General features: G+C 70.2%; 17 protein-coding genes, 1 tRNA gene and 2 pseudogenes. 8 read left to right on the top strand and 12 right to left on the bottom strand.

Annotated features, from left to right (window positions below):
- Nucleotides 1–23 precede the first annotated feature (23 nt).
- The 6 genes from rbsD to BFF76_RS07765 all read right to left on the bottom strand — a co-directional run bounded on the left by rbsD (nt 24) and on the right by BFF76_RS07765 (nt 6,220).
- Nucleotides 24–413: a D-ribose pyranase gene (rbsD, locus tag BFF76_RS07790; protein ID WP_031096129.1), complete on the bottom strand. Its 390-nt coding sequence runs from the start codon at nt 411–413 to the stop codon at nt 24–26.
- Nucleotides 410–1,348: a ribokinase gene (locus tag BFF76_RS07785; protein WP_065847739.1), complete on the bottom strand. Its 939-nt coding sequence runs from the start codon at nt 1,346–1,348 to the stop codon at nt 410–412. The genes rbsD and BFF76_RS07785 overlap by 4 nt, the downstream gene beginning before the upstream one ends.
- A gap of 58 nt (nt 1,349–1,406) precedes the next feature.
- Nucleotides 1,407–3,371: an ABC transporter permease/substrate-binding protein gene (locus tag BFF76_RS07780; protein WP_065847737.1), complete on the bottom strand. Its 1,965-nt coding sequence runs from the start codon at nt 3,369–3,371 to the stop codon at nt 1,407–1,409.
- Nucleotides 3,361–4,908, bottom strand: coding sequence for a sugar ABC transporter ATP-binding protein (locus BFF76_RS07775; RefSeq protein ID WP_065847735.1), 1,548 nt, complete (start codon nt 4,906–4,908; stop codon nt 3,361–3,363). Before BFF76_RS07775 ends, BFF76_RS07780 begins: the two co-directional genes overlap by 11 nt.
- Complete coding sequence (locus tag BFF76_RS07770; protein WP_031096116.1) at nt 4,905–5,921, bottom strand: LacI family DNA-binding transcriptional regulator; 1,017 nt, start codon at nt 5,919–5,921, stop codon at nt 4,905–4,907. The genes BFF76_RS07775 and BFF76_RS07770 overlap by 4 nt, the downstream gene beginning before the upstream one ends.
- Nucleotides 5,922–6,132: 211 nt before the next feature.
- Nucleotides 6,133–6,220, bottom strand: a tRNA-Leu gene (locus tag BFF76_RS07765).
- Nucleotides 6,221–6,409: 189 nt separating this feature from the next.
- Between BFF76_RS07765 and BFF76_RS07760 the strand changes: the two genes are divergently transcribed.
- Nucleotides 6,410–7,738 carry a DUF2254 domain-containing protein gene (locus BFF76_RS07760; protein WP_065847733.1) on the top strand — a complete coding sequence of 443 codons (1,329 nt, stop codon included), beginning with the start codon at nt 6,410–6,412 and terminating at the stop codon, nt 7,736–7,738.
- A gap of 128 nt (nt 7,739–7,866) precedes the next feature.
- Here the strand turns inward: BFF76_RS07760 and BFF76_RS33600 are convergent.
- A pseudogene (locus tag BFF76_RS33600) lies at nt 7,867–8,010 on the bottom strand (IS701 family transposase); the annotation flags it as partial.
- A gap of 287 nt (nt 8,011–8,297) precedes the next feature.
- Here BFF76_RS33600 and BFF76_RS07750 point away from each other — a divergent pair.
- From BFF76_RS07750 to BFF76_RS07720, 7 genes are all read left to right on the top strand, one after another.
- Nucleotides 8,298–9,491, top strand: a complete 1,194-nt coding sequence (locus BFF76_RS07750; RefSeq protein ID WP_031089860.1) for an ATP-binding protein — start codon at nt 8,298–8,300, stop codon at nt 9,489–9,491.
- Complete coding sequence (locus BFF76_RS07745; protein WP_031089858.1) at nt 9,488–10,333, top strand: roadblock/LC7 domain-containing protein; 846 nt, start codon at nt 9,488–9,490, stop codon at nt 10,331–10,333. Before BFF76_RS07750 ends, BFF76_RS07745 begins: the two co-directional genes overlap by 4 nt.
- The gene (locus BFF76_RS07740; protein WP_065847729.1) at nt 10,326–10,709 is read left to right on the top strand and encodes a DUF742 domain-containing protein; all 384 of its coding nucleotides are present in this window, start codon (nt 10,326–10,328) and stop codon (nt 10,707–10,709) included. The genes BFF76_RS07745 and BFF76_RS07740 overlap by 8 nt, the downstream gene beginning before the upstream one ends.
- Before the next feature lie 3 nt (nt 10,710–10,712).
- The gene (locus BFF76_RS07735) at nt 10,713–11,273 is read left to right on the top strand and encodes a GTP-binding protein (protein WP_031089853.1); all 561 of its coding nucleotides are present in this window, start codon (nt 10,713–10,715) and stop codon (nt 11,271–11,273) included.
- 12 nt (nt 11,274–11,285) lie between these two features.
- A complete protein-coding gene (locus BFF76_RS07730) occupies nt 11,286–12,662 on the top strand; it encodes a cytochrome P450 family protein (protein WP_065847727.1) in 1,377 nt (458 codons plus the stop codon).
- Nucleotides 12,663–12,754: 92 nt separating this feature from the next.
- The gene (locus BFF76_RS07725) at nt 12,755–14,002 is read left to right on the top strand and encodes a cytochrome P450 (protein ID WP_065847725.1); all 1,248 of its coding nucleotides are present in this window, start codon (nt 12,755–12,757) and stop codon (nt 14,000–14,002) included.
- A complete protein-coding gene (locus BFF76_RS07720; protein WP_065847723.1) occupies nt 13,999–14,772 on the top strand; it encodes an enoyl-CoA hydratase/isomerase family protein in 774 nt (257 codons plus the stop codon). The genes BFF76_RS07725 and BFF76_RS07720 overlap by 4 nt, the downstream gene beginning before the upstream one ends.
- An 83-nt stretch (nt 14,773–14,855) precedes the next feature.
- Here the strand turns inward: BFF76_RS07720 and BFF76_RS07715 are convergent.
- The 5 genes and pseudogenes from BFF76_RS07715 to BFF76_RS07695 all read right to left on the bottom strand — a co-directional run.
- Nucleotides 14,856–15,242, bottom strand: a pseudogene (locus BFF76_RS07715) (aldehyde dehydrogenase family protein); the annotation flags it as partial.
- Between the two features lie 168 nt (nt 15,243–15,410).
- A complete protein-coding gene (locus BFF76_RS07710; protein ID WP_065847751.1) occupies nt 15,411–16,475 on the bottom strand; it encodes a sugar phosphate isomerase/epimerase family protein in 1,065 nt (354 codons plus the stop codon).
- Between the two features lie 41 nt (nt 16,476–16,516).
- Nucleotides 16,517–17,914 (bottom strand): alkaline phosphatase family protein, encoded by a 1,398-nt coding sequence (locus BFF76_RS07705; protein WP_065847719.1) that lies wholly within the window; start codon nt 17,912–17,914, stop codon nt 16,517–16,519.
- On the bottom strand, nt 17,911–19,086 hold the full coding sequence (eboE, locus tag BFF76_RS07700; protein WP_065847717.1) for a metabolite traffic protein EboE: 1,176 nt from the start codon (nt 19,084–19,086) through the stop codon (nt 17,911–17,913). Before eboE ends, BFF76_RS07705 begins: the two co-directional genes overlap by 4 nt.
- 3 nt (nt 19,087–19,089) lie before the next feature.
- Nucleotides 19,090–19,938, bottom strand: a complete 849-nt coding sequence (locus BFF76_RS07695) for a TatD family hydrolase (RefSeq protein ID WP_065847715.1) — start codon at nt 19,936–19,938, stop codon at nt 19,090–19,092.
- Nucleotides 19,939–19,969 lie beyond the last annotated feature (31 nt).

The following is a 19,969-nucleotide window of genomic DNA, read 5'->3' as shown; positions in this document are numbered from 1 at the left end:
TGGTGCGGGGTCATGGTGCGGGGTCAGAAGAAGACCCCGCACCTCAGCAGGACGTTCGCATAGGGCCGGGCCTCCCCCGTCCGCACGACCAGGCGGGCGGACGGGGTGAGCGCCTTCAGCTCCTCGTGCGGTACGTACGCCAGGCCGGGGAGGCGGGCGGTCAGCAGACGGGCGGCTTCCGGGTTGGCCTCCCGTATCTCCTCGGCCGCCGTCGCGCCCTCCACGACCAGTTCCTCCAGCAGCCCGTCCAGGACCTCTGCGAACGACGGGACGCCCGCCCGGAAGGCCAGGTCGACCACGCGGGGCCCCGGTGGGATGGGCATGCCCACGTCGCAGATCAGGACGCCGTCGCCGTGGCCGAGTCCGGCCAGGGCTCCCGCGAGGCGGCGGTTCAGGATGCCTGACTTCTTCACAGTGCAGAGACCTCTTCCGCGGTCGGGAAGGACACCTGCGCGCCCTCCTTGGTGACGGCGGCCGCGCCGACCCGTACGGCGAACGCGGCGGCCTCGGTGAGTTCCTCGCCCAGGCCGAGCCGCCAGGCGAGGGCGGCGGTGAACGCGTCGCCCGCGCCCGTGGTGTCCACGGCGCGGACCTCGGGGCTCGGTACGCGTACGGCCTCGCCGGTGCGGGTGTCGGAGACCAGCGCCCCCTCCGCGCCCAGTGTGATCACCACCGAGCGCGGCCCGAGAGCGGTGAGGTCGCGCGCCCAGGACTCCGGGGTGCCGCCGGCGCCGCCCCCGAGGATGAACCGCGCCTCGTGCTCGTTGACCACCAGCGGGTCGCAGGCGGCCAGCACCTCGTCGGGGAGCGGCGCGGGCGGGGAGGGGTTGAGGACCAGCCGCGCTCCCGGGGAGAGAGCACGGGCCGTCTCCGCGACGGTCTCCAGCGGGATCTCCAGCTGTACGGAGACGACGCGGGCCGATGCGAACAGCGGCCCCGCCGCCCTGATGTCCTTCGGCGTCAGTCTGGCGTTGGCGCCCGGGGAGACGACGATGCTGTTGTCTCCCGAGGGGTCGACGGTGATGAGTGCGACGCCGGTGGGCGCCCCGCCGACGAGGACTCCGGCCGTGTCGACTCCCGCGTCCTGCTGCGAGGCGCGCAGCAGCCGCCCGTGGGCGTCGTCGCCGACCCGGGCCAGCAGCGCCGTACGGGCACCGAGGCGGGCGGCGGCGACGGCCTGGTTGGCGCCCTTGCCGCCGGGGTGGACGACGAGGTCGGTGCCTAGCACCGTCTCCCCCGGCCCGGGGCGGCGGTCGACGCCGACGACGAGGTCCGCGTTGGCCGAGCCGACGACCAGCAGGTCGTACCGGGGGGGCGCGGGGGCCGCCGCGTCATCGTGTCCGTACATCGGGGCAGTACCTTCCGTGATCAGGCGAAACGGTCAGAAGAGCGGTCGGGTGGAACGGTCAGGAGAAGTCGGCGACGTTCTGCCGGGTGACGACCTTGACCGGCACCTTCACCATGCTGCCGACCTTCTTGCCGTCGGCCGCCCGGACCGCGTTCTGTACGGCGATCTTCCCCAGTTCCTTGGGCTGCTGGGCCACGGACGCGTACAGGGTGCCCGCCTCGACCGCGGTCAGACCGTCGGGGGTTCCGTCGAACCCGACGACCGAGACGGACTTCCCGGCCTTGCTGCCCAGTGCCTTGACCGCGCCGAGCGCCATCTCGTCGTTCTCGGCGAAGACGCCGGTGATGCCGGGGTGGGACTGGAGCAGGTTGGTCATGACGTCGAGGCCCTTGGTGCGGTCGAAGTCGGCCGGCTGGGTCGCCACGATCTTGATGTCGGGGTACGCCTTGATGCCCTGGGCGAAGCCCGCTCCGCGCTCGCGGCTGGCGGAGGTGCCTGCGGTGCCCTGCAGGACGATGATGCTGCCCTTGCCTCCCAGCCGGTCCGCGAGGGTCTTCGCGGCGAGCTTGCCGCCCGCGACGTTGTCCGAGGCCACGAGTGTCGCGGTCTCGGCCTTGTTGACCCCGCGGTCGGCGGCGACCACGGGGATGCCGGCCTTGTTGGCACCGCGGACACCGGGGCCGACCGCGTCGGAGTCCACGGGGTTGACGATGACGGAGTCCACCCCGGAACTGGTGAAGTTCTCCAGCTGGTTGGCCTGTTGAGAGGCGTCGTTCTGGGCGTCGGTGACGGTGAGGTCGACCCCGGCCGACTCGGCCTCCTGCTGCGCGCCCTCCTTCATCTGGACGAAGAAGGGGTTGTTCAGGGTGGAGAGCGACATGCCCACCTTGGTGGTGCCTCCTGAGGAACCGGACTTGAAGAAGGTCACGGCGGCGATGAGCGCGGCCAGGCAGACCACCGCGACACCGACCTGCATCGCTCCCTTGCGGCCCTTCCCGGGCCCTCCGGCTGCGGCGGACGAGCCTCCGGCGGACGCGGCTCCGGAACCGGCCTTGCGGCGCAGCGTGTCGAGCAGCACCGCGAGGGCGATGACGACACCGATGACGACCTGCTGCCAGAAGGCGGAAACGGACAGGAGGTTGAGGCCGTTGCGCAGCACGGCGAGGATCAGGGCGCCGATCAGGGTGCCGGACGCCTTGCCGACGCCGCCCGCGAGGCTGGCGCCGCCGATGACGACGGCGGCGATCGCGTCGAGTTCGTATCCCTGTGCCGCCTGCGGCTGGGCGGAGACCAGACGGGAGGCGAGGACGATGCCGGCGACGGCCGCGAAGAGGCCGGACAGGGCGTAGATGGCGAGCTTCTGCTTCTTGACCCGCAGTCCGGAGAGGCGGGCCGCCTCCTCGTTGCCGCCGATGGCGTACATGGAACGGCCGATGTAGGTGCGGGCCAGGACGAGTGCCGCTATCAGGCCCATGGCGATCATCACCAGGACCGGGACGGGCAGCCAGCCGCCGAGGGTGTCACCGAGTACGGAGACGGAGTCGGGGAACGGGATCGGCCTGCCCTGGGAGATGACCAGGGACAGACCGCGGGCCACCGAGAGCATGGCCAGCGTCGCGATGAAGGAGGGCAGCTTGCCGTAGGCGACGAGGGCCCCGCTGACGAGGCCGCAGGCGATGCCGGTGCCGACGGCGATGATGACCGCCAGCCAGACGGGGACTCCCGCGGACGTCGCCGACCAGGCGAGGACGGTGGCGGAGAGCGCGGCGACGGATCCGACGGACAGGTCGATGCCCGCCGAGACGATGACGAAGGTGACGCCGAACGCGAGGATCGCGGTCACCGCGGCCTGGACGCCGACGTTCAGGAGGTTCTGGGTGGTGAGGAAGTCGCCGGAGAGCAGCGACATCGCCACCAGGAGGACGACCAGGGCGCTGAGGGCGCCGTTGTCGAGCAGGAGGCGGCGGAGGGTGTGTCCGGCGCCGCCCGCGCCCGTCTTGCTCGGATGCGTGTCAGTGGCCACGGGGGCTCTCCTCTGCGTTCTCTGCGTTCTCGGTGGGCTCTGTTACGGGGGCGGCGCTGACGGCGAGTGCCATCACGGCGTCCTGGGTGGCTTCGTGGGCGGGGAGTTCTCCCGCGATGCGGCCCTGTGCCATGACCAGGACCCGGTCGCTCATGCCGAGGACCTCGGGCAGGTCACTGGAGATCATCAGGACGGCGTGGCCGGAGGCCGTCAGCTCATTGATGAGCTGGTAGATCTCGACCTTGGCCCCGACGTCGATGCCGCGCGTCGGCTCGTCGAGGATCAGCATCCGGGTGTCGGCCAGGAGCCACTTCCCGATGACGACCTTCTGCTGGTTGCCGCCGGACAGCGTGCGGACGTGCTGGCCGAGGCCCGACATCCGTACGCCGAGCTGTTCGGCGATGCGGGCGGCGGCGGTGCGCTGCCCCTTGACGTCGACGATTCCCGAGCGGGTCGCCGAGCGGAGGGTGACGAGTCCGAGGTTCTCCTGCACGGAGGCGTCGAGCACGAGGCCCTGGCCCTTGCGGTCCTCGGGGACGAGCCCGATCCCGGCGCCCATGGCGGCGGTCACGTCGTGCTTGCCGAGCCGCTCGCCCTGTACGTCGACCGTGCCGGTGTCGTAGGGGTCGGCGCCGAAGACGGCGCGGGCGACCTCGGTGCGGCCCGCTCCCACGAGCCCGGCGAGGCCGACGACCTCACCTGCTTTCACGTCGAAGCTGATGTCGTGGAACACCCCGTTACGGGTGAGCCCGCGTACGGACAGCAACGGCGCGCCCGTTTCGGTGCGTTCGCGCGGGTACTGCTGGTCGATGCTGCGGCCCACCATGAGCTGGACGAGTTCCGCCTCGGGTGTCGAGGCGGGCACCTGGTCGATGCTGCGGCCGTCGCGCAGGACGGTGACGCGGTCCCCGAGGGCCGCGATCTCGTCGAGGTGGTGGGTGATGAAGACGACGCCGACGCCGTCCGCGCGCAGCTGCCGCACGATCCCGAAGAGCTTGTCGACCTCCTCGGAGGTGAGGACCGCGGTCGGCTCGTCCATGATCAGGACGCGTGCGTCCAGGCTGAGCGCCTTGGCGATCTCGACCATCTGCAGCCGGGCGATGCCCAGTTCACGGACCCTGGCCCTCGGCGAGATGTGCAGGCCGACCCGGCGCAGGAGCACTTCGGCGTCGGCCTCCATGCGCCGTCGGTCGATCATGCCGAAGCGGCGCGGCTGCCGGCCGAGGAAGATGTTCTCGGCGACCGTCAGGTCGGGCACCAGGTTGAACTCCTGGTAGATCGTGGCGATCCCGAGCTTCTCGGCGTCCTGCGCGCCGTGGATGCGCACCTCCTCACCGCCGGCGAAGATCCGGCCGGCGTCGGGGCGGTAGGCGCCGGAGAGCATCTTGATGAGGGTGCTCTTGCCCGCGCCGTTCTCGCCGAGCAGGACGTGGACCTCACCGCTGCGGAGGTCGAAGTCGACACTGTCCAGGGCGACGACGCCGGGGAAGGTCTTGCGTACGCCTTCGATGCGCAGCAACTCGACTGACTGGCTCACTCGTTGCTCCCTGAATCGGTGGTGCGCTCGCCGCAGGAGCTGCGTACGACGAGGCTGGCGGGCAGGGTGACGGACTGCGGGGGGCGGCCCTCGACGATGTCGATGAGGGCGCGCACGGCGGCACGGCCGAGCTCGCCCGTCGGCTGGGCGATCGCGGTGATCGGCGGGCCGGTGTGGACGAACCAGGGGATGTCGTCGAAGGCCGCGATGCCGATGTCCTCGGGGACACGCAGACCACGTGCGCGGATGGCGTCCAGGGCACCGAGCGCCATGAGGTTGTCGGCGGCGAACACGATCTCGGGCGGTTCGGGGAGCGACAGGAAGTGCTCGGTGACGCGCCGGCCGCTGTCGGCCTGGAAGTCGCCCTGCCCGATGTAGGCGTCGGGCAGGGCGAGTCCGTGTGCCGTCATCGCTTCCCGGAATGCCTCGACACGTTCGTTGCCGGTGGTGGTGGCCGCCGGGCCCGCGATGATGGCGAGTCTGCGGTGGCCGAGCGCGTGGAGATGGGTGACCAGGTCCTGGATGGCCCGGTGGCCGTCCGCGCGCACGACGGGGATGTCCACGCCGGGGATCCAGCGGTCGACGAAGACCATCGGGGTGCCGGTGCGCGCGACGTCCAGCAGCAGCGGGGACTCCCCGTCGGCGGGCGAGACCAGGAGTCCGTCGATCCTGCGGTCCAGAAGCGTGCGCACGTGGTGGTCCTGCTGCTCGGGCCGCTCGTCGGCGTTGCCGATGATCACGCTGTAGCCGAGCGCGCGGGCCTCCTCCTCGACGGAGCGGGCCAGCGCGGTGAAGTACGGGTTGAGCACGTCACTGATGACGAGGCCGAGCGTGCGGGTCTGGTCGGTGCGCAGCGAGCGGGCCACGGCGTTGGGCCGGTAGCCGAGCGCGTCGACGGCGGCGAGGACGCGTCCGCGTGCGTCCGGGCTGACGGAGGGATGACTGTTCAGGACGCGGGAGACCGTGGCGACAGAGACTCCTGCCTGGGCCGCGACATCCTTGATGCTCGCCATTTCCGGACCACCTCCTTGTGGTTTCCGTGAGCCTCGAGACCATCGGATCAAGCCGTGGAATCGATTACATGGGTGATTGGAATCGATTACACGGCTGAAAACAAGTACCTGGAGGCCGGAAGAGACCGGATCGTGATGCGGGGCCGAAGCGGGTGGAAGCGGTGGGCACCCGGGGAACGCAAGAAGACCCCAGATCAACTGGGGTCTTCGCTGGTGTCCGAGGGGGGACTTGAACCCCCACGCCCGATAAAGGGCACTAGCACCTCAAGCTAGCGCGTCTGCCATTCCGCCACCCGGACAAGGTGTCTGTCGTCCCGGGGTGTTCCCCGTGGCGACAGAGAAAACAATACCAGGGGTTCGGGGTACCTCTCACCTGCGTTTTCGGTGGTCAGTGGGGTGCGGGCACCGTCGGGCGCGACTGACTGCGACGCTCTTACGCACCGTGGCGTGCCGCGTACGCGGTGTCGCGACGGGCTACCTTCGCGGGCATGGATGGCAAGAGCGGCGGGACCGAGCGCGTCCACCGGCCGCCCCCCGCACTGACCTCACTGCGCGAGCGGCTGCGCGACACGTTCTGGTTCGCGCCGACCGCGGGCCTGGTGTGCGTCTTCGTCCTGTGGTGGGTCCTCTCCGATCTGGACACCAGGATCGTCGCGCACCTGAAGGAGGAGGGGGCGTACGCGGAGCTCGGCGATCTCCTCTCCTTCGCCGTGGACGCCCGGACGATCGTCACCACGGTCAGCGCCGCGATGATGACGTTCATCGGTGTGGTCTTCAGCATCTCGCTGGTGGCCGTGCAGATGGCGAGCGGACAGCTCACCCCGCGCGTCGTCCGGATCTTCGTGCGGAGCAGGATCAGCAAGCTCACGCTGACGGTGTTCCTGACGACCTTCGCGTTCTCCCTCCTCGTCCTGACCTCGTACGAGGGCGGGGCGGAGCCGGACCCCCGCCGGGTGACGTCGGCGCCCCTGCTGCAGAGCCTGCTGACTCTCGGCCTGGTCGGCCTCAGCCTGCTGCTGTTCGTCGCCTACGTCTCGGCCACCCTGCGTCTGATGCAGGTCGGGCCCGTCCTCGACCACATCACCCGTGAGTCGCTGCGCTCGCTGGCGCGGCAGCCGGGTGGGGCCGCGGACGAACAGCCGCCCGGGACCGGCGCGGTGCACGTCGCACACCAGGGGCGGACGGGGGTACTGCGGGACGTGGCGGTGGCCCGGCTGGTGCGGGCGGCCCGACGGCACGGGGTCGTGCTGCGGCTGGTGCCCCGGGTCGGGGACTTCGTCGTGCGGGGGACACCGGTGCTCGCCGTGCACGGCGGGGCCGCCCCGCCCCCGCACTCGCTGGGGCACACCCTGTCGGTCGGAGTCGAGCGCACACTGCACCAGGATCCGGCGTTCGGCCTGCGGCAGTTGGCGGACATCGCGCTGCGCGCCCTGTCGCCGTCCGTGCACGATCCGACCACCGCGGTGCAGTGCCTCGACCGGATCGTGCAGTTCCTCTCCGTCGCTGTCCGGCTGCCGCTCGCCACGCTGCACCACCGGGACCGTCGGGGCGACGTACGGCTCGTTCAGGAGGTGCCTGGGTGGACGGATCTCGTGGACCTCGCCTTCGAGGAGATCCGGTGGTGCGCGGCCGCTAGTCCCCAAGTCACGCGGCGGATGCTGGCCGGGCTCGACGACCTGTTGCTGCTCGCGCCCGAGGAGCGGCGAGAACCGCTGCACAGACACCGTGCGCTCCTGGTGGAGGCGGTGGAACGCACGGTGCCCGGGGCAGCCGGGCGGGCGTTCGCGCTGCGCCCGGACCGTCAGGGGATCGGCTGACCGGCGTGACCGGTACCGCGACGGTGTTCCGCTCCGGACCAGTCGCTCCGGCGTGCCCTGACGGGACGACAGGTGGCGCAGGAGGAGTCTCCTCGGGCCGGCGGACACCGGGGAACTGCGGCCATGCGCCCGGCCCCGCACGAGCGGCGTTCCCACTTCCTCCGTGACGGGTTGGGAAACACATCGTGAACGGGAGGGCCCGAGGCCCCGCGGGTGACGACGGTGCCGCGCCGGGTGGTGGCCATGACGTGCAGGACATCGGCCTGCTCCAGACCGGGGATACTGACGATTCGCACCCCGACGGGGCCAACGAGTTCCTCAACACGGGTCTTGCGGCGCCGTGTTGCCGCATGCGCACCCCGGACTCCCTGCCTCCGGTGGGCGTGCGGCACGGTGATAGCATCCCGGCATCTGTGATCTTGATCCACTGGATTCAGATGCTGATTTGCGATCGGCGGCCTGCTCTCCACCTAATAGCGGCCTGGCAGCCCGAGTGGCTGTGTCGCGGGTCCTCGGAAGGTATGTCCGTCGCCGTCCGCCTGCGCCGGGAAAGGTTTCCATGAAGCAAGACACACTCGTGTGGTGCATGGTTGCGGTGACGGTGATAGCCGTTGCCGCCGTCGTGGCACTCGCCGCCCGCAACAGAGCCCTAGGGGCGAAGAAGCAGCAGTCCGAGGCCGAGCTGAGGCGCCAGCTGCACACATCCGACAGTCACCTCCACCTCTCCCGCGCCGAACTGCAGCGTTTCAGGAGCGAACAGGACGGGACGCTCCGGGAGGCCAAGGAAGCCGCGGAGGAGAACACCAAGGCGGTCCTCAAGGGCGCGGCCAGCTTCCTGCAGAGTCTCGCGGCGGAGCAGACGACACTCCTGGACAGCGTCCAGCGCAAGTACGGCGGCCACGCCGTGCTCAGCGATCTGCTCGAGGTGAACCACGCCAACGCGCAGATGGCCCGCAAGGCGCAGGGCATCGCGGTCATGTGCGGTGCTCCGCTCGGCCGCCGCAACAGGCCCGCCAGCGTCTACGACGTGGTGCGCAGCGCCCAGGGGCAGATCCGCAACTTCCACCGGGTCTCCGTCATGCAGCAGACCGCCCTCGCGCTGAAGGCGTCGGCCGTCGCGCCCGTAGCACTCGCGGTCGCCGAACTCCTTGACAACGCTGCCAGCTTCTCCCAGCACGACGCCCCGATCGAGGTGACGTTCCAGCGGGCACAGAGCAATCTGTGCATCGTCATCGACGACGCCGGTGTCGGCATGAACGACGAGGACCGCCAGCGGGCGACCGAGCTGCTGTCCGGCGATGTCGTCCCCCGCCTTTCGCAGCTCGGGAACCAGCCCAAGTTCGGCTTCCCCGTGATCGGCCTGATCGCTCGTCAGTACGGCTTCAAGGTGGATGTCACCGGAGTCTCCCGGTACGGCGGCGTCCGGGCCGTCGTACTGCTGCCCGAGGAGCTGTGGACCATGGAGGAGACACCGCCCGCCCAGGAGGCGCCCGTGAGCAGCATTCTGCGTGCGGAGGGCCGGTCGCAGAGCGGGACCGCGCGCACGACTCACGGCCTGCCGAAGCGCGGAGCGCGCCAGGCGCCCATCGCCAGCGTGCCGGGTCCGGTGGCCACGCCGCCGGCACCGTCGGCGCCCCCGGCGCCCGAGAGGACCGGCCGTTCCTCCGGACGCAGCCTGGGGGCTTTCCAGCGCGGCACTCTGTCAGGCCGCAATCTCGACACCACGTCGCCCGAAGGGTCCGAAGACGCATGACCACAGACCTGTCGTGGATGCTCGAGGACATCGTGCAGAACGTGCCCCGGGCACGGCACGCCGTCCTGTTGTCCGCGGACGGACTTCCCCGTGGGGCCACTGAGGGCCTGGCCGAGAAGGATGTGCGTACCATCTCCGCCGCCATGGCCGGGATGCAGTCGCTCAGCCGTGCCACGGCCCACTTCGCCGGACCGGAGACGGACCGGCAGTGGAGTCAGACGATCATCGAGTTCTCCCACGGATGGAGCTTCCTGATCGGAGCGGGGCAGGGTGCCTACCTGGCCGCTGCCGCGGCACCCGATGTGGACATGCAGCAGATCTCCTTCCGCATGCACCGCCTTGTGGCCCGGCTGGGAAACAACCTCACCTCGCCCCCCAGGGTGAACTCCGAGGATGACGCCGGTACGCGGAACACCGGGACGGCCCGGCGCGGGGGCTCGGGCGATTCGGGCTTCGTGCTCGCCGATCTCGACCAGGTGATCGCCGATGTGCAGGGCGCCCGTCACGCCGTGCTGCTGGGCGCCGACGGACTGCCCCGCGGGGCCACCAGCGGGCTGAACAGGGACATGGCGGACACGATATCCGCGGCGATGACGGGCATCCACGCCTACAGCAGGGTCACTTCGCAGTTCGCGGGCGTCCAGGAGGACGCCGGGTGGCGGCAGACGGTCATCGAGTTCCAGCACGGCTGGATCTTCCTGATATCGGCGGGTACCGGGGCCTTCCTGGCCGCCGCCGCCGAACATGACTGCGACATCGAGGAGTTCACCACCCGCCTGCACGAAGTGATCCCGAAGCTGACGCCGTCGGCAGCGGGGGGAGAGGGGGTGGCGCATGCCTGACGAGCCCGAACAGGAGCTGGAGCTGACGTCCTCGTTAGTCCCCCTCTTCGTCATCACCAACGGACGCGCCCTGCCCCCGGACCACGAGTACGAGCACACCACACTCGTCATGGCGGCGCAGGACGCAGCGGCCACGGCACGCACACTCTCCCCTGAAGCCGGCCAGGTCATGGCCCTTGTCACCGAGGGTTTCCTGTCCGTCGCCGAGGTGGCCGGCCACACACACCTGCCGCTGGGCATCGTGCGCATCCTGCTGGCGCAGTTGGAGGAGGACAGCCTCATCCTCGTGCGGAGGCCGATACCTCGCGCCGAGCGTGTCGACAGAGAACTGGTCAGCGCCGTGCTCGAAGGCCTGAAGAATCGATTCGGAGCGTAACGCGTGTACCTGGATCCAGACGTCTCCCACGCGGTGAAGATCCTCATAGTCGGGCACTTCGGGGTCGGGAAGACCACCTGCATCGGCAGTCTCTCGGAGATCGAGCCGCTGCGGACCGAGGAGGAGATCACCGAAGCCAGCGAGGGATTCGACGACCTGTCGGGCACACCTCACAAGAAGACGACCACCGTGGCCATGGACTTCGGCCGCCTCACCCTCAGCGACTCGCTGGTCCTCTATCTCTTCGGAACGCCCGGGCAGGAGCGTTTCAAGGAGATGTGGGAGGAGTTGTCGCGGGGCGCTCTGGGAGCGCTTGTCCTCGTGGACCCCGAGCGTCTGCACGAGTCCTTCCCCGTCCTCGACCTGGTCGAGAGCTTCGGTCTGACGTACGCCATCGGCGTCAACCACTTCGAGGGGACCACGGACTATCCACTCGACGAAGTCCGCGAGGCGTTGAACCTGACCCCCGACACGCCCGTCGCCAGGTGCGACGTGCGCGACGAAAGAACCTCGGCGCAGGCCCTCATCACCCTCGTCGAACACCTCATGTCCCAACTCGGCTAGGAGCGCCGCACCATGCAGCAGCCGCTTGACCCGCAGGAGATACCTCCCGGGTGCCCCGCGCACGAGAACGTCCCGCTGTACGGCCCCTCGTTCGGAGCCGACCCCGACAGCCACTACGCACATCTGCGCTCGTTCGGCATGAGCGCCCCCGTCGACATCGCCCCGGACGTCGAGGTCGAGCTGGTCACCAGCTACGACGCCGCCCTCTACGTCCTGCAGAACCCCGCGTCCTTCGTCCGGGACTCCCGCCGCTGGAACGCGCTGAACGAAGGCCGCGTCCCGGCTGACAGCCCGGCCCTGCCGATGATGAGCTACCGCCCCAACGCCCTGTTCAGCGACGGCGCGGCCCATGCCCGGCTGCGCCAGGCGGTCACCGACAGCCTCTCCACGGTCAACGAGCTCCAGCTCGTGAGGCAGACGCAGCAGTCCGCCGACTACCTGATCAGCCGCTTCGGTTCCGAGCCCCGCGGCCAGGCGGAGCTGATGTCGGAGTACGCCCAGCCGCTGCCACTGCTGGTCTTCAGCGACCTGTTCGGCTGCCCCCCGGAGATCGGTGACCGGGTGATCGCCGGGATCAGCGGCATCTTCGAGGGAACTCCGGGCGCCGACGAAGTCCTGGGCGGGGCACTCACAGAGCTGATCGCCCTCAAACGGCGCCGCCCGGCGGACGATCTGACGACACGCCTGATGGAGCACCAGGCCCAGTTGAGCGACGAGGAGGTGCTGCACCAGCTCGTGACCCTGCTGTCCGGAGGCACAGCCCCCCTGACCGCCACGATCGGGAGCAGCAGCGCGCTGTACCTGGGCGAGGAATGGCAGACCGGGCTGCCGGTCGAGGACGCGGTGGCCCAGAGCCTTTGGAACTACGCTCCGATCGCCAACTACGCGGCTCACTACCCCGTCCATGACGTCGAACTGGGCGGCAGGACCCTGCGGGCCAACGACCCCGTGCTGATCTCCTTCGCCGCGGCCAACACCGATCCCAAACTGACCGAGCACCGCCGGCAGCTCAGCGCCAAGGCCCATCTCGCCTTCGGTGCGGGCCCGCACGCGTGCCCCGCCAAGGACCCGGCGTTCATGATCGCGGTCACCGCGGTCGAGACGCTGCTCAACCGGCTGCCGGACATCGAGATGCGCGTGCCGTTCAGGACCCTCGCCTGGGCTCCGAGTCCGTGGAGCCGGTCGCTGGTGACCCTCCCTGTCCGCTTCAGCCCGCGAACTCAGCCGGCGCCCGCCCCCGGCCACACGCAGCCGGGCGCAGCATCCCAGCAGGGCCCGTCCGCCGGTCAGCCCTCCGGATCCCATGGTTCCCAGCCACAGGGTTCCGCTGCGCAACAGCACAAGGGGGGGCTCTTCAGCCGATTCCTGGCATGGACGAGAGGGGAGTGATTTTTGTTACCCCCTGATGCCCCTGTGTTATTGGATGCTTCAACGATCTTGTGGGTATGCATGGCGGCTGGTTCTAGAAAGGAGCCGCCATCATGGGAGTAGCAACAACTCCGTCGTCCGACCGCAGGGCGTCCGCATCCCTCTTCTCGCGTCTGCGGACGGCAAGGGGGCAGGCCGACCCGTTCCCGATATACGAGGAGCTGTTGTCGAGGGGCGGCGTCAGCCCGGCTCCGTGGGGCGGCACCTTCGTCACGAGCTTCGCCGTCTGCGATCAGGTACTACGCAGCCGCGACTGGCTCGAACCCGACAAACGCTGGCGGGAGCGGCAGGGTTCGGGCACGCGCTGGAACGCCCCGTCCTCGCGGGAGATGAGCAACACGCTGGCCGCGCTCAACCCTCCCGACCACACTCGGGCGCGCCGGGCGGCCGGCACGTTCGACCGGGCCACGGTGCAGCGGATCGGCCGGACGGTGAACCGGACAGCCGATCAGCTGCTGGACACCCTGGCGGAGCGGTTGCGGGACGGGGAGGCGGACTTCGCGACGCTCGTCGGCGAGGAACTGCCGATCGCCACCATCGGCGACTGGCTGGGGCTGCCCGCTGCCGACTGGCCCCGCCTGCGGGACCTGACGCACGACCAGGTCTTCACCCAGGAACTGCTTCCGTCGGCGAGCCAGCTGGCGGCATCGGACGCGGCCACCGCCGAACTGCGCGCCTACTTCATGGACCTGGTGAAGGACCGGCGCGCCCGCCCCGGCGAGGATCCCGTGTCCCGCTGGATAGAGTCCTGGGACTCCGTGGAACCCGACCGCGACAAGGCCGACGAAGCGGTCTACTTCCTGGTTCTGTTCGTCCTCCTGGCCGCCCTGGAAACCACCGCGACCCTCCTGACGACCATGACGCTCCTCCTCGTCGAGAGCCCGGCGCGCTGGGACCTGATCGCGGACCGCCCGGACCTGGTCCCCGGGTTCGTGGAGGAGACACTGCGCTACGACCCGCCCACCCACGTCATCAGCAGGGTCGCCGCCGCTGACTGCGTCCTGGGCGGAACGGAGATACGCAAGGACGAGATGGTGCACCTCATGGTGGGGGCTGCCCACCGGGACCCGGCGAAACACAGGGAGCCCGACGTGTTCGACCCCTCGCGCCCGCCCGCCCACCTCGCCTTCAGCGGCGGCATCCACTACTGCCTCGGCGCGCCGCTGGCCCGGCTGGAGGCCCAGACCCTTCTCCGTCAGCTCATCCGTCGCCTGCCCCGTCTCACTCTCGTACGCCGCCCGACGATGGCCCCCAGGGTCGCGTTCCGGCGCCCTCTGAACCTGGACGTCGCTCTCATATGAACGAAACCGCCCGCAGCCTCACCGACTCCTCCCGCAAGGCGATACGCGTCGAGGAGGACGGCCCCGTACTCCATGTCCGGCTCAACCCCTGGAACCAGGAGGACACCCTGGACGGGGCCGTCCTCGAGGACCTCCGCCTCCTGCTCGACGACCTGCACGACCGCCCTGACATCCGCGTGCTGACCCTCTCGTCCATGGGCAAGGACTTCTGCCTGGGAGCCGACCGGAACGAGTACAGGGCGGCGCTCACCGCGGACCCCTCCGGTTCCGCGCTGCGGCGCATCGCGGACAAGGCCCAGCGCCTGTGCCAGGCCCTGGAGAACACCCACGCCGTCACCATCGCCAGGCTCCACGGCCGGGTGATCGGTGCCGGGCTCGCGCTCGCCTCGTTCTGCGACCTGCGCGTGGGCGCGGACACCTGCCGGTTCCGCATGCCGGAGGTCGGCATCGGCCTGCCCCCCGCCTGGGGAGGGGCGATGGGCCGCCTCGTCTCCGAGGCCGGAGCCGCCAGGATCCGCGAACTCATGCTGACCTGCGAGGTGTTCGACGCCGAAACCGCTCACCGTCTCGGCATCCTGCACAGGACCGTCCCGCTCGACGGGCTCGACGAGGCCGTCGGCTCCTGGACGAGGCCCCTCGTCCGCCGCTCCCCCGAAGCCCTCGTCCTGACCAAGCGCATGCTGGCCGGCTTCGCGCGGGCCGACCGAACGGCGGACACCTCCCTGCTCGACTCCCACCTCCTGTCGGCCCACATCAACCCGCACCGGTGACCGGCCCCGACCGGTACCCCGTCGCCCCGGTCATGGCTGCCGGGCCGCACCGGTGACGCCGGAGACCGAGGAGGTGTGTCCGGCTACGGCATGAGGTGGTAGTCCGGGAAGTTGCCCGGCAGCCTCTCGTCGCCGGGTCCGTCGGTCACGGCACGTACGAGCAGTTCGCCGCCCACGAAGGCCCCGCGCCAGGAGGCTCCGAAGCCGCCGAACAGCTCCTCGCGGTCACCCCGCGAACGCGGCGTGCCGTGACCGGTCTTGAAGGCCCGGATCTGCGGGACCAGCCGCTCGTACGTCGCCGGGTCGTCAGTGGACAGGGTCGCGACCAGGGCGCCGTTCGACGCGTTCATCGCGGCGAGGAGTTCGGCCTCGGTGTCGACCAGGACGATCGTGTCGACCGGGCCGAAGGGCTCCGCGTGGTGGAGCGGTGAGGAGCGTGGCGGGTGGAGGTACGCGCCGGTGTCCTGGCCGCCTTCGCCTGGCGGGCAGCATCTCGTTCTTCGCGGGTTTCCTCACCCTGTTCCTCGCGGCACCCGGCCGCGACCGGAGGGGCAACCCACTGGTGAAGGCCCCGGCCCCCGTGATCCGCGAGACCGACTGATCCACACATGCGCGNNCGCGCATGTGTGGATCAGTCGTCAGTCGCCGCAGCGGCTCTCCCGGAGGGAGTGCAGGTGCTCGCTGGACTTGCGGGCGAAGGCGAACGACTCGGCCGGGTTGTCGTGCTCGGTCTGCCAGTGGTGGTAGGTGCGACTGCGGTAGGTGCGCGCGGTGACCCGGCTCAGGAAGTTCTTGTAGTCGATGTCGCCGTCACCGACGTCCGTCATGTCGTAGCCGTCGCGGGCGGCGTCGTTCCGGGTGCCGTCCTTGACGTGGAAGAGGGGGTAGCGGTCGGGCTGCTTGAGCACGTAGTCGATGGGGTTGAAGGGCGCCGGTGTGCCGTCCGCCCGCTTGCCGAAGCGGAACTGGGCGCAGAACGCCCAGTAGATGTCCATCTCCAGGTAGACCAGGTCGGGGTCGGTCTCGGCGAGCAGGACGTCGTAGAGACGCACCTTCGGCTTGTCGGTGGCGAAGGAGAACTCCTCCGCGTGGTTGTGCTGGTAGAACTTCATGCCGCGTTCGCGTGCGGCGGCGCCGTAGGTGTTGAAGTCCTCCGCCGCACGCTTCCAGCCGTCCACGGTGGAGCCGTGGCGGAAGGGGCCGGAGGCCGTGCCGATGTGCTTGAGGCCGAGGGCCTCCGCCTCGTCGAGGACCTTGGTGAGGTTCTGCGCGAAGGTGTAGGCACCGGGGTTGTTGTCGTCGTAGTAGCCGACGTGGCTGCCGATGGGGTTCAGCCCGTGGTCCTTGGCCAGCCTCTTGAGCTGGGCGAGGGTGATGGCGCCGGCCGAGCCCTGGGTGTATCCGGCGAACTCGATCTCGTCGTAGCCGTACCTCTCGAGCTCGGCGAACACGGGGGCGAAGCCGAGGGTGGAGACCTTGTCGCGGAGGCTGTAGAGCTGGATGCCGAGACGGCCGGGAGGCAGGACGGCACGGCCCTTGCCGTGGCCGCTGCCGTGCTCGTTTCCGTGGCCGGGGTGCGGGCCCGCGGCCTGGGCGGCGGCACCGCCGAGGAGGGTCGCGGCCGTGGCTCCGGCGGCGACGCCAAGGACGTTGCGGCGGCTGAGTCTGCGCGCGAGCTCGGGGTCCTTCGGGGTGCGGCTCATGATCACGAATCTCCCTGTGAACGTGCGGGCGGGGCGGATTGTCAGTGCAGTCCGGCAAGCTGGAGGAGCAGGGACTTCACTTCGGTGGCCTGGACTCGGCCGGTGAACGCGTGGGGGGTGGAGCAGAGGATGAGCGGACCTTCGTCGTCGCTCGTGGGAAGGCGGCCGTGACTGCCGCGGACAGGTGAGGGGTCGAGGGGGACGACCGCCATGCGGTAGCGCATCCCGAGCTTCTTGCGGGCGACCGCCGAGACCGCCTTGACCCTGACATAGGGGTCCTGGGGGTCCATGAAGAGCTCCACGGGGTCGTAGCCCGGCTTGCGGTGGATCTCGACGAGCTGCGCGAAGTCGGGCGCGTGGTCGTCGTCGAGCCAGTAGTAGTACGTGAACCAGGCGTCCTTCTCCGCGACGGCGACGAGTTCACCGGAGCGGGGATGGTCGAGGTGGTGGGCCTTCTTGCCCTCGTCGTCGAGGAGTTCCGCTATGCCGGGCAGGTCCGCGAGCGCTTCCCGGGTCGCTTCGAGGTCCTCGGGCCGGCGTACGTAGACATGGGCGAGCTGGTGGTCGGCGACCGCGAAGGCACGGGAGGCCATCGGGTCGAGGTACTCCATGCCGTCCTGGGTGTGGACCTCGAGGAGTCCGGCGCGGCGCAGGGCGCGGTTGATGTCGACGGGCCGCTCGACGCGGGTGATGCCGTACTCGGAGAGGGCCACGACGGTGCGGCCCTCGGCCCTGGCGTCGTCGAGCAGGGGTGCCACGGCGCGGTCGAGGTCGGCCGCGGCCCGATGCGAGCGGGGGTCGTCGGGGCCGTAGCGCTGGAGGTCGTAGTCGAGGTGCGGGAGGTAGCAGAGGGCCAGGTCGGGGGTGCGGGTGGCGAGGATGTGCCGGGTGGCGTCGATGATCCACTGCGAGGAGACGAGGTCGGCTCCGGGTCCCCAGAAGTGGAAGAGGGGGAAGGTGCCGAGCTTCTCGGTCAGCTCGTCGTGCAGCGCCGGGGGCCTGGTGTAGCAGTCGGGTTCCTTGCGGCCGTCGGCGTAGTACACGGGACGGGGGGTGACGGTCCAGTCGGTGTCGGCGCCCATCGCGTACCACCAGCAGATGTTGGCGACGGTGTAGCCCGGGTGGACGCGCCGTGCGGCGTCCCAGAGCTTGTCCCCGGCGACGAGTCCGTTGTGCTGGCGCCACAGGAGGACGTCGCCGAGCTCACGGAAGTACCAGCCGTTGGCCACGATGCCGTGTTCGGAGGGGGTGGTGCCGGTGAGGAAGGTGGACTGGGCGGCGCAGGTGACTGCGGGCAGGACCGTGGAGAGGGGTGCCTGTGCGCCGGACCCTGCCATGGCCCGGAGGCTGGGCATGTGCTGGAGCAGCTGGGGGGTGAGGCCGACGACGTCGAGGACGAGGAGGGGGGTGGGACGCGTGCTGGTGCCGGGTTCGGTCATGGCAGCTCCTTCAGTCCGAGGTCGACGAGGAGGTCGCGGGCGAGGGTGAGTTCGGCGGCGATGCCGTCGGCGAGCTGGGTGCGGGTGCGAGGCCGCAGTTCGGCGGGAAGGGCCTGCCAGGTGTACGTCTCGACTTCGAGGTGCCGGGTCAGGGGGGCGGGCCCGCCGACGAGCCGGTTGAGCACCGTCCGGAGCACGGGGAGTGTGGAGGTGAGCGGGGGCGCGGGCGGTGCGTGCAGGGGGACGTGGAAGTGGGAGCGCCAGGGCGTGCTGTCGGGGAGCACTCCGCCGGTCACCGCCTCGTCGAGGTCGTCGGTCCCACGGAGGCCAGCGGCGGTGAGCGTGCGCGTCTGGTGCAGGAAGCGGGGTTCGGCGAAGGCTCCCAGGGCGGCGCGCACCTCGGGCAGGTGCGGGTGTTCGGCGTGCAGCGCCGCGGAGAGCTGGGACTTGACGACGGGGATCCCGGCCGCGCGCAGGGTGTCGAGCGCGGTGTCCGGGTCCTCGAAGGAGGTGGCGAGGTGACAGGTGTCGACGCAGATGCCGATGCGGTCGTGGCCCACCTCGGTGAGGGGGCCGATGGCGTCGGCGGTGGTCTCCACGGTGCAGCCCGGTTCGGGTTCGAGGCCGATCCTGATGGATTTGCCGGTCAGCTCGGCGAGGGCGTCGAGGCGCTGCGCGAGTGCGATGAGTGCCTTCTGAGCCGTTCCGGCCGCCGTGGGGTCGTCGGCGTACGGAGTCCGCCAGGCGATCGGCAGGGTGGAGACGGTGCCTTCGGTGACGTCGTCGGGGAGCAGGGCGGCCAGCAGCCGGGCGAGGTCCGTGGTGTGGGCGAGCCGCTCGGGGTCGGTCCAGTCCGGCGTGTAGACGCGGTACTTGACCTCCTGGGCCCCGAAGCCCTCGTAGGGGAAGCCGTTGAGGGTGACCACCTCGAGGCCGCGGTGTTCGAGCTCGCCGCGCAGCGAACGGAGCGCCGCGGGGTCGTTGATCAGGACGCGGGCGGCGTCCTTCGCCAGCCAGAGGCCGATGCCGAGCCGGTCCCGCCCGAGCCGTCTGCGTACGGGCTCGCAGTGGTCGCGCAGCTGGGCGCGGACGCCTTCGAGGGTCTCGGCGGGGTGCACGTTGGTGCAGTACGCGAGGTGGACGGTGGAGCCGTCCAGATGGCGGAAGCGCATGGCTCACTCCCCGCCGCGGAGAATGGAGTTGCCCTCGTGGAGGGGGCCGGGGACCGCTGTGTCCAGCTGGAGTCGGCCGCTCTGCCCGTAGAAGGCGACGGGGTTGCGCCAGAGCACCTTGTCGACGTCGTCCTCGTCGAATCCGGCCTTCAGCATGGCGTCGGCCACCTTGCGGGTCTTCAGCGGGTCGCTCCTTCCCCAGTCGGCGGCCGAGTTGACGAGAATCCTGTCGGTGCCGTGGTTCCGCAGGACCGTGATCATGCGGTCCTCGTCCATCTTGGTGTCCGGATAGATGGAGAAGCCGGCCCAGCATCCGCTGTCGAGGGCGTCCCGTACGGTCGTCTCGTTGAGGTGGTCGAGCAGGACCAGCTCCGGGGCGAGGTCCGATTCGCGTACGACGTCGATCGTGCGGTGCAGACCGGCGAGCTTGTCTCGGTGCGGAGTGTGGACGAGTGCGGGAAGACCGTGTTCGGCGGCGAGCTGGAGCTGGGTGGCCAGCGCGGTGTCCTCGGCGGGTGTCATCGAGTCGTAGCCGATCTCACCGACGGCGACGACGGAGTCCTTGACGAGGTAGCGGGGCAGGGCGTCGAGGACGGGAGTGCAGCGGGGGTCGTTCGCCTCCTTGGGGTTGAGGGCGAGCGTGCAGTGGTGGGCGATGCCGTACTGGGAGGCGCGGAAGGGCTCCCAGCCGAGGAGGGCGTCGAAGTAGTCGAAGAAGCTGGCGGGCGAGGTGCGGGGCTGGCCGAGCCAGAAGGAGGGCTCGACGAGCGCGCGGACCCCGGCGTCGTACATCGCCCGGTAGTCGTCCGTGGTGCGGGAGGTCATGTGGATGTGGGGGTCGAAGATCCTCATCGGGATTCCTCCGTGGACGTGGGGGTGGGGG

Origin of the sequence: Streptomyces mutomycini (genome assembly GCF_001700505.1) — a bacterium.
Lineage (GTDB): Bacteria > Actinomycetota > Actinomycetes > Streptomycetales > Streptomycetaceae > Streptomyces > Streptomyces mutomycini.
This window is presented reverse-complemented; position numbering and strand designations above follow the sequence as displayed.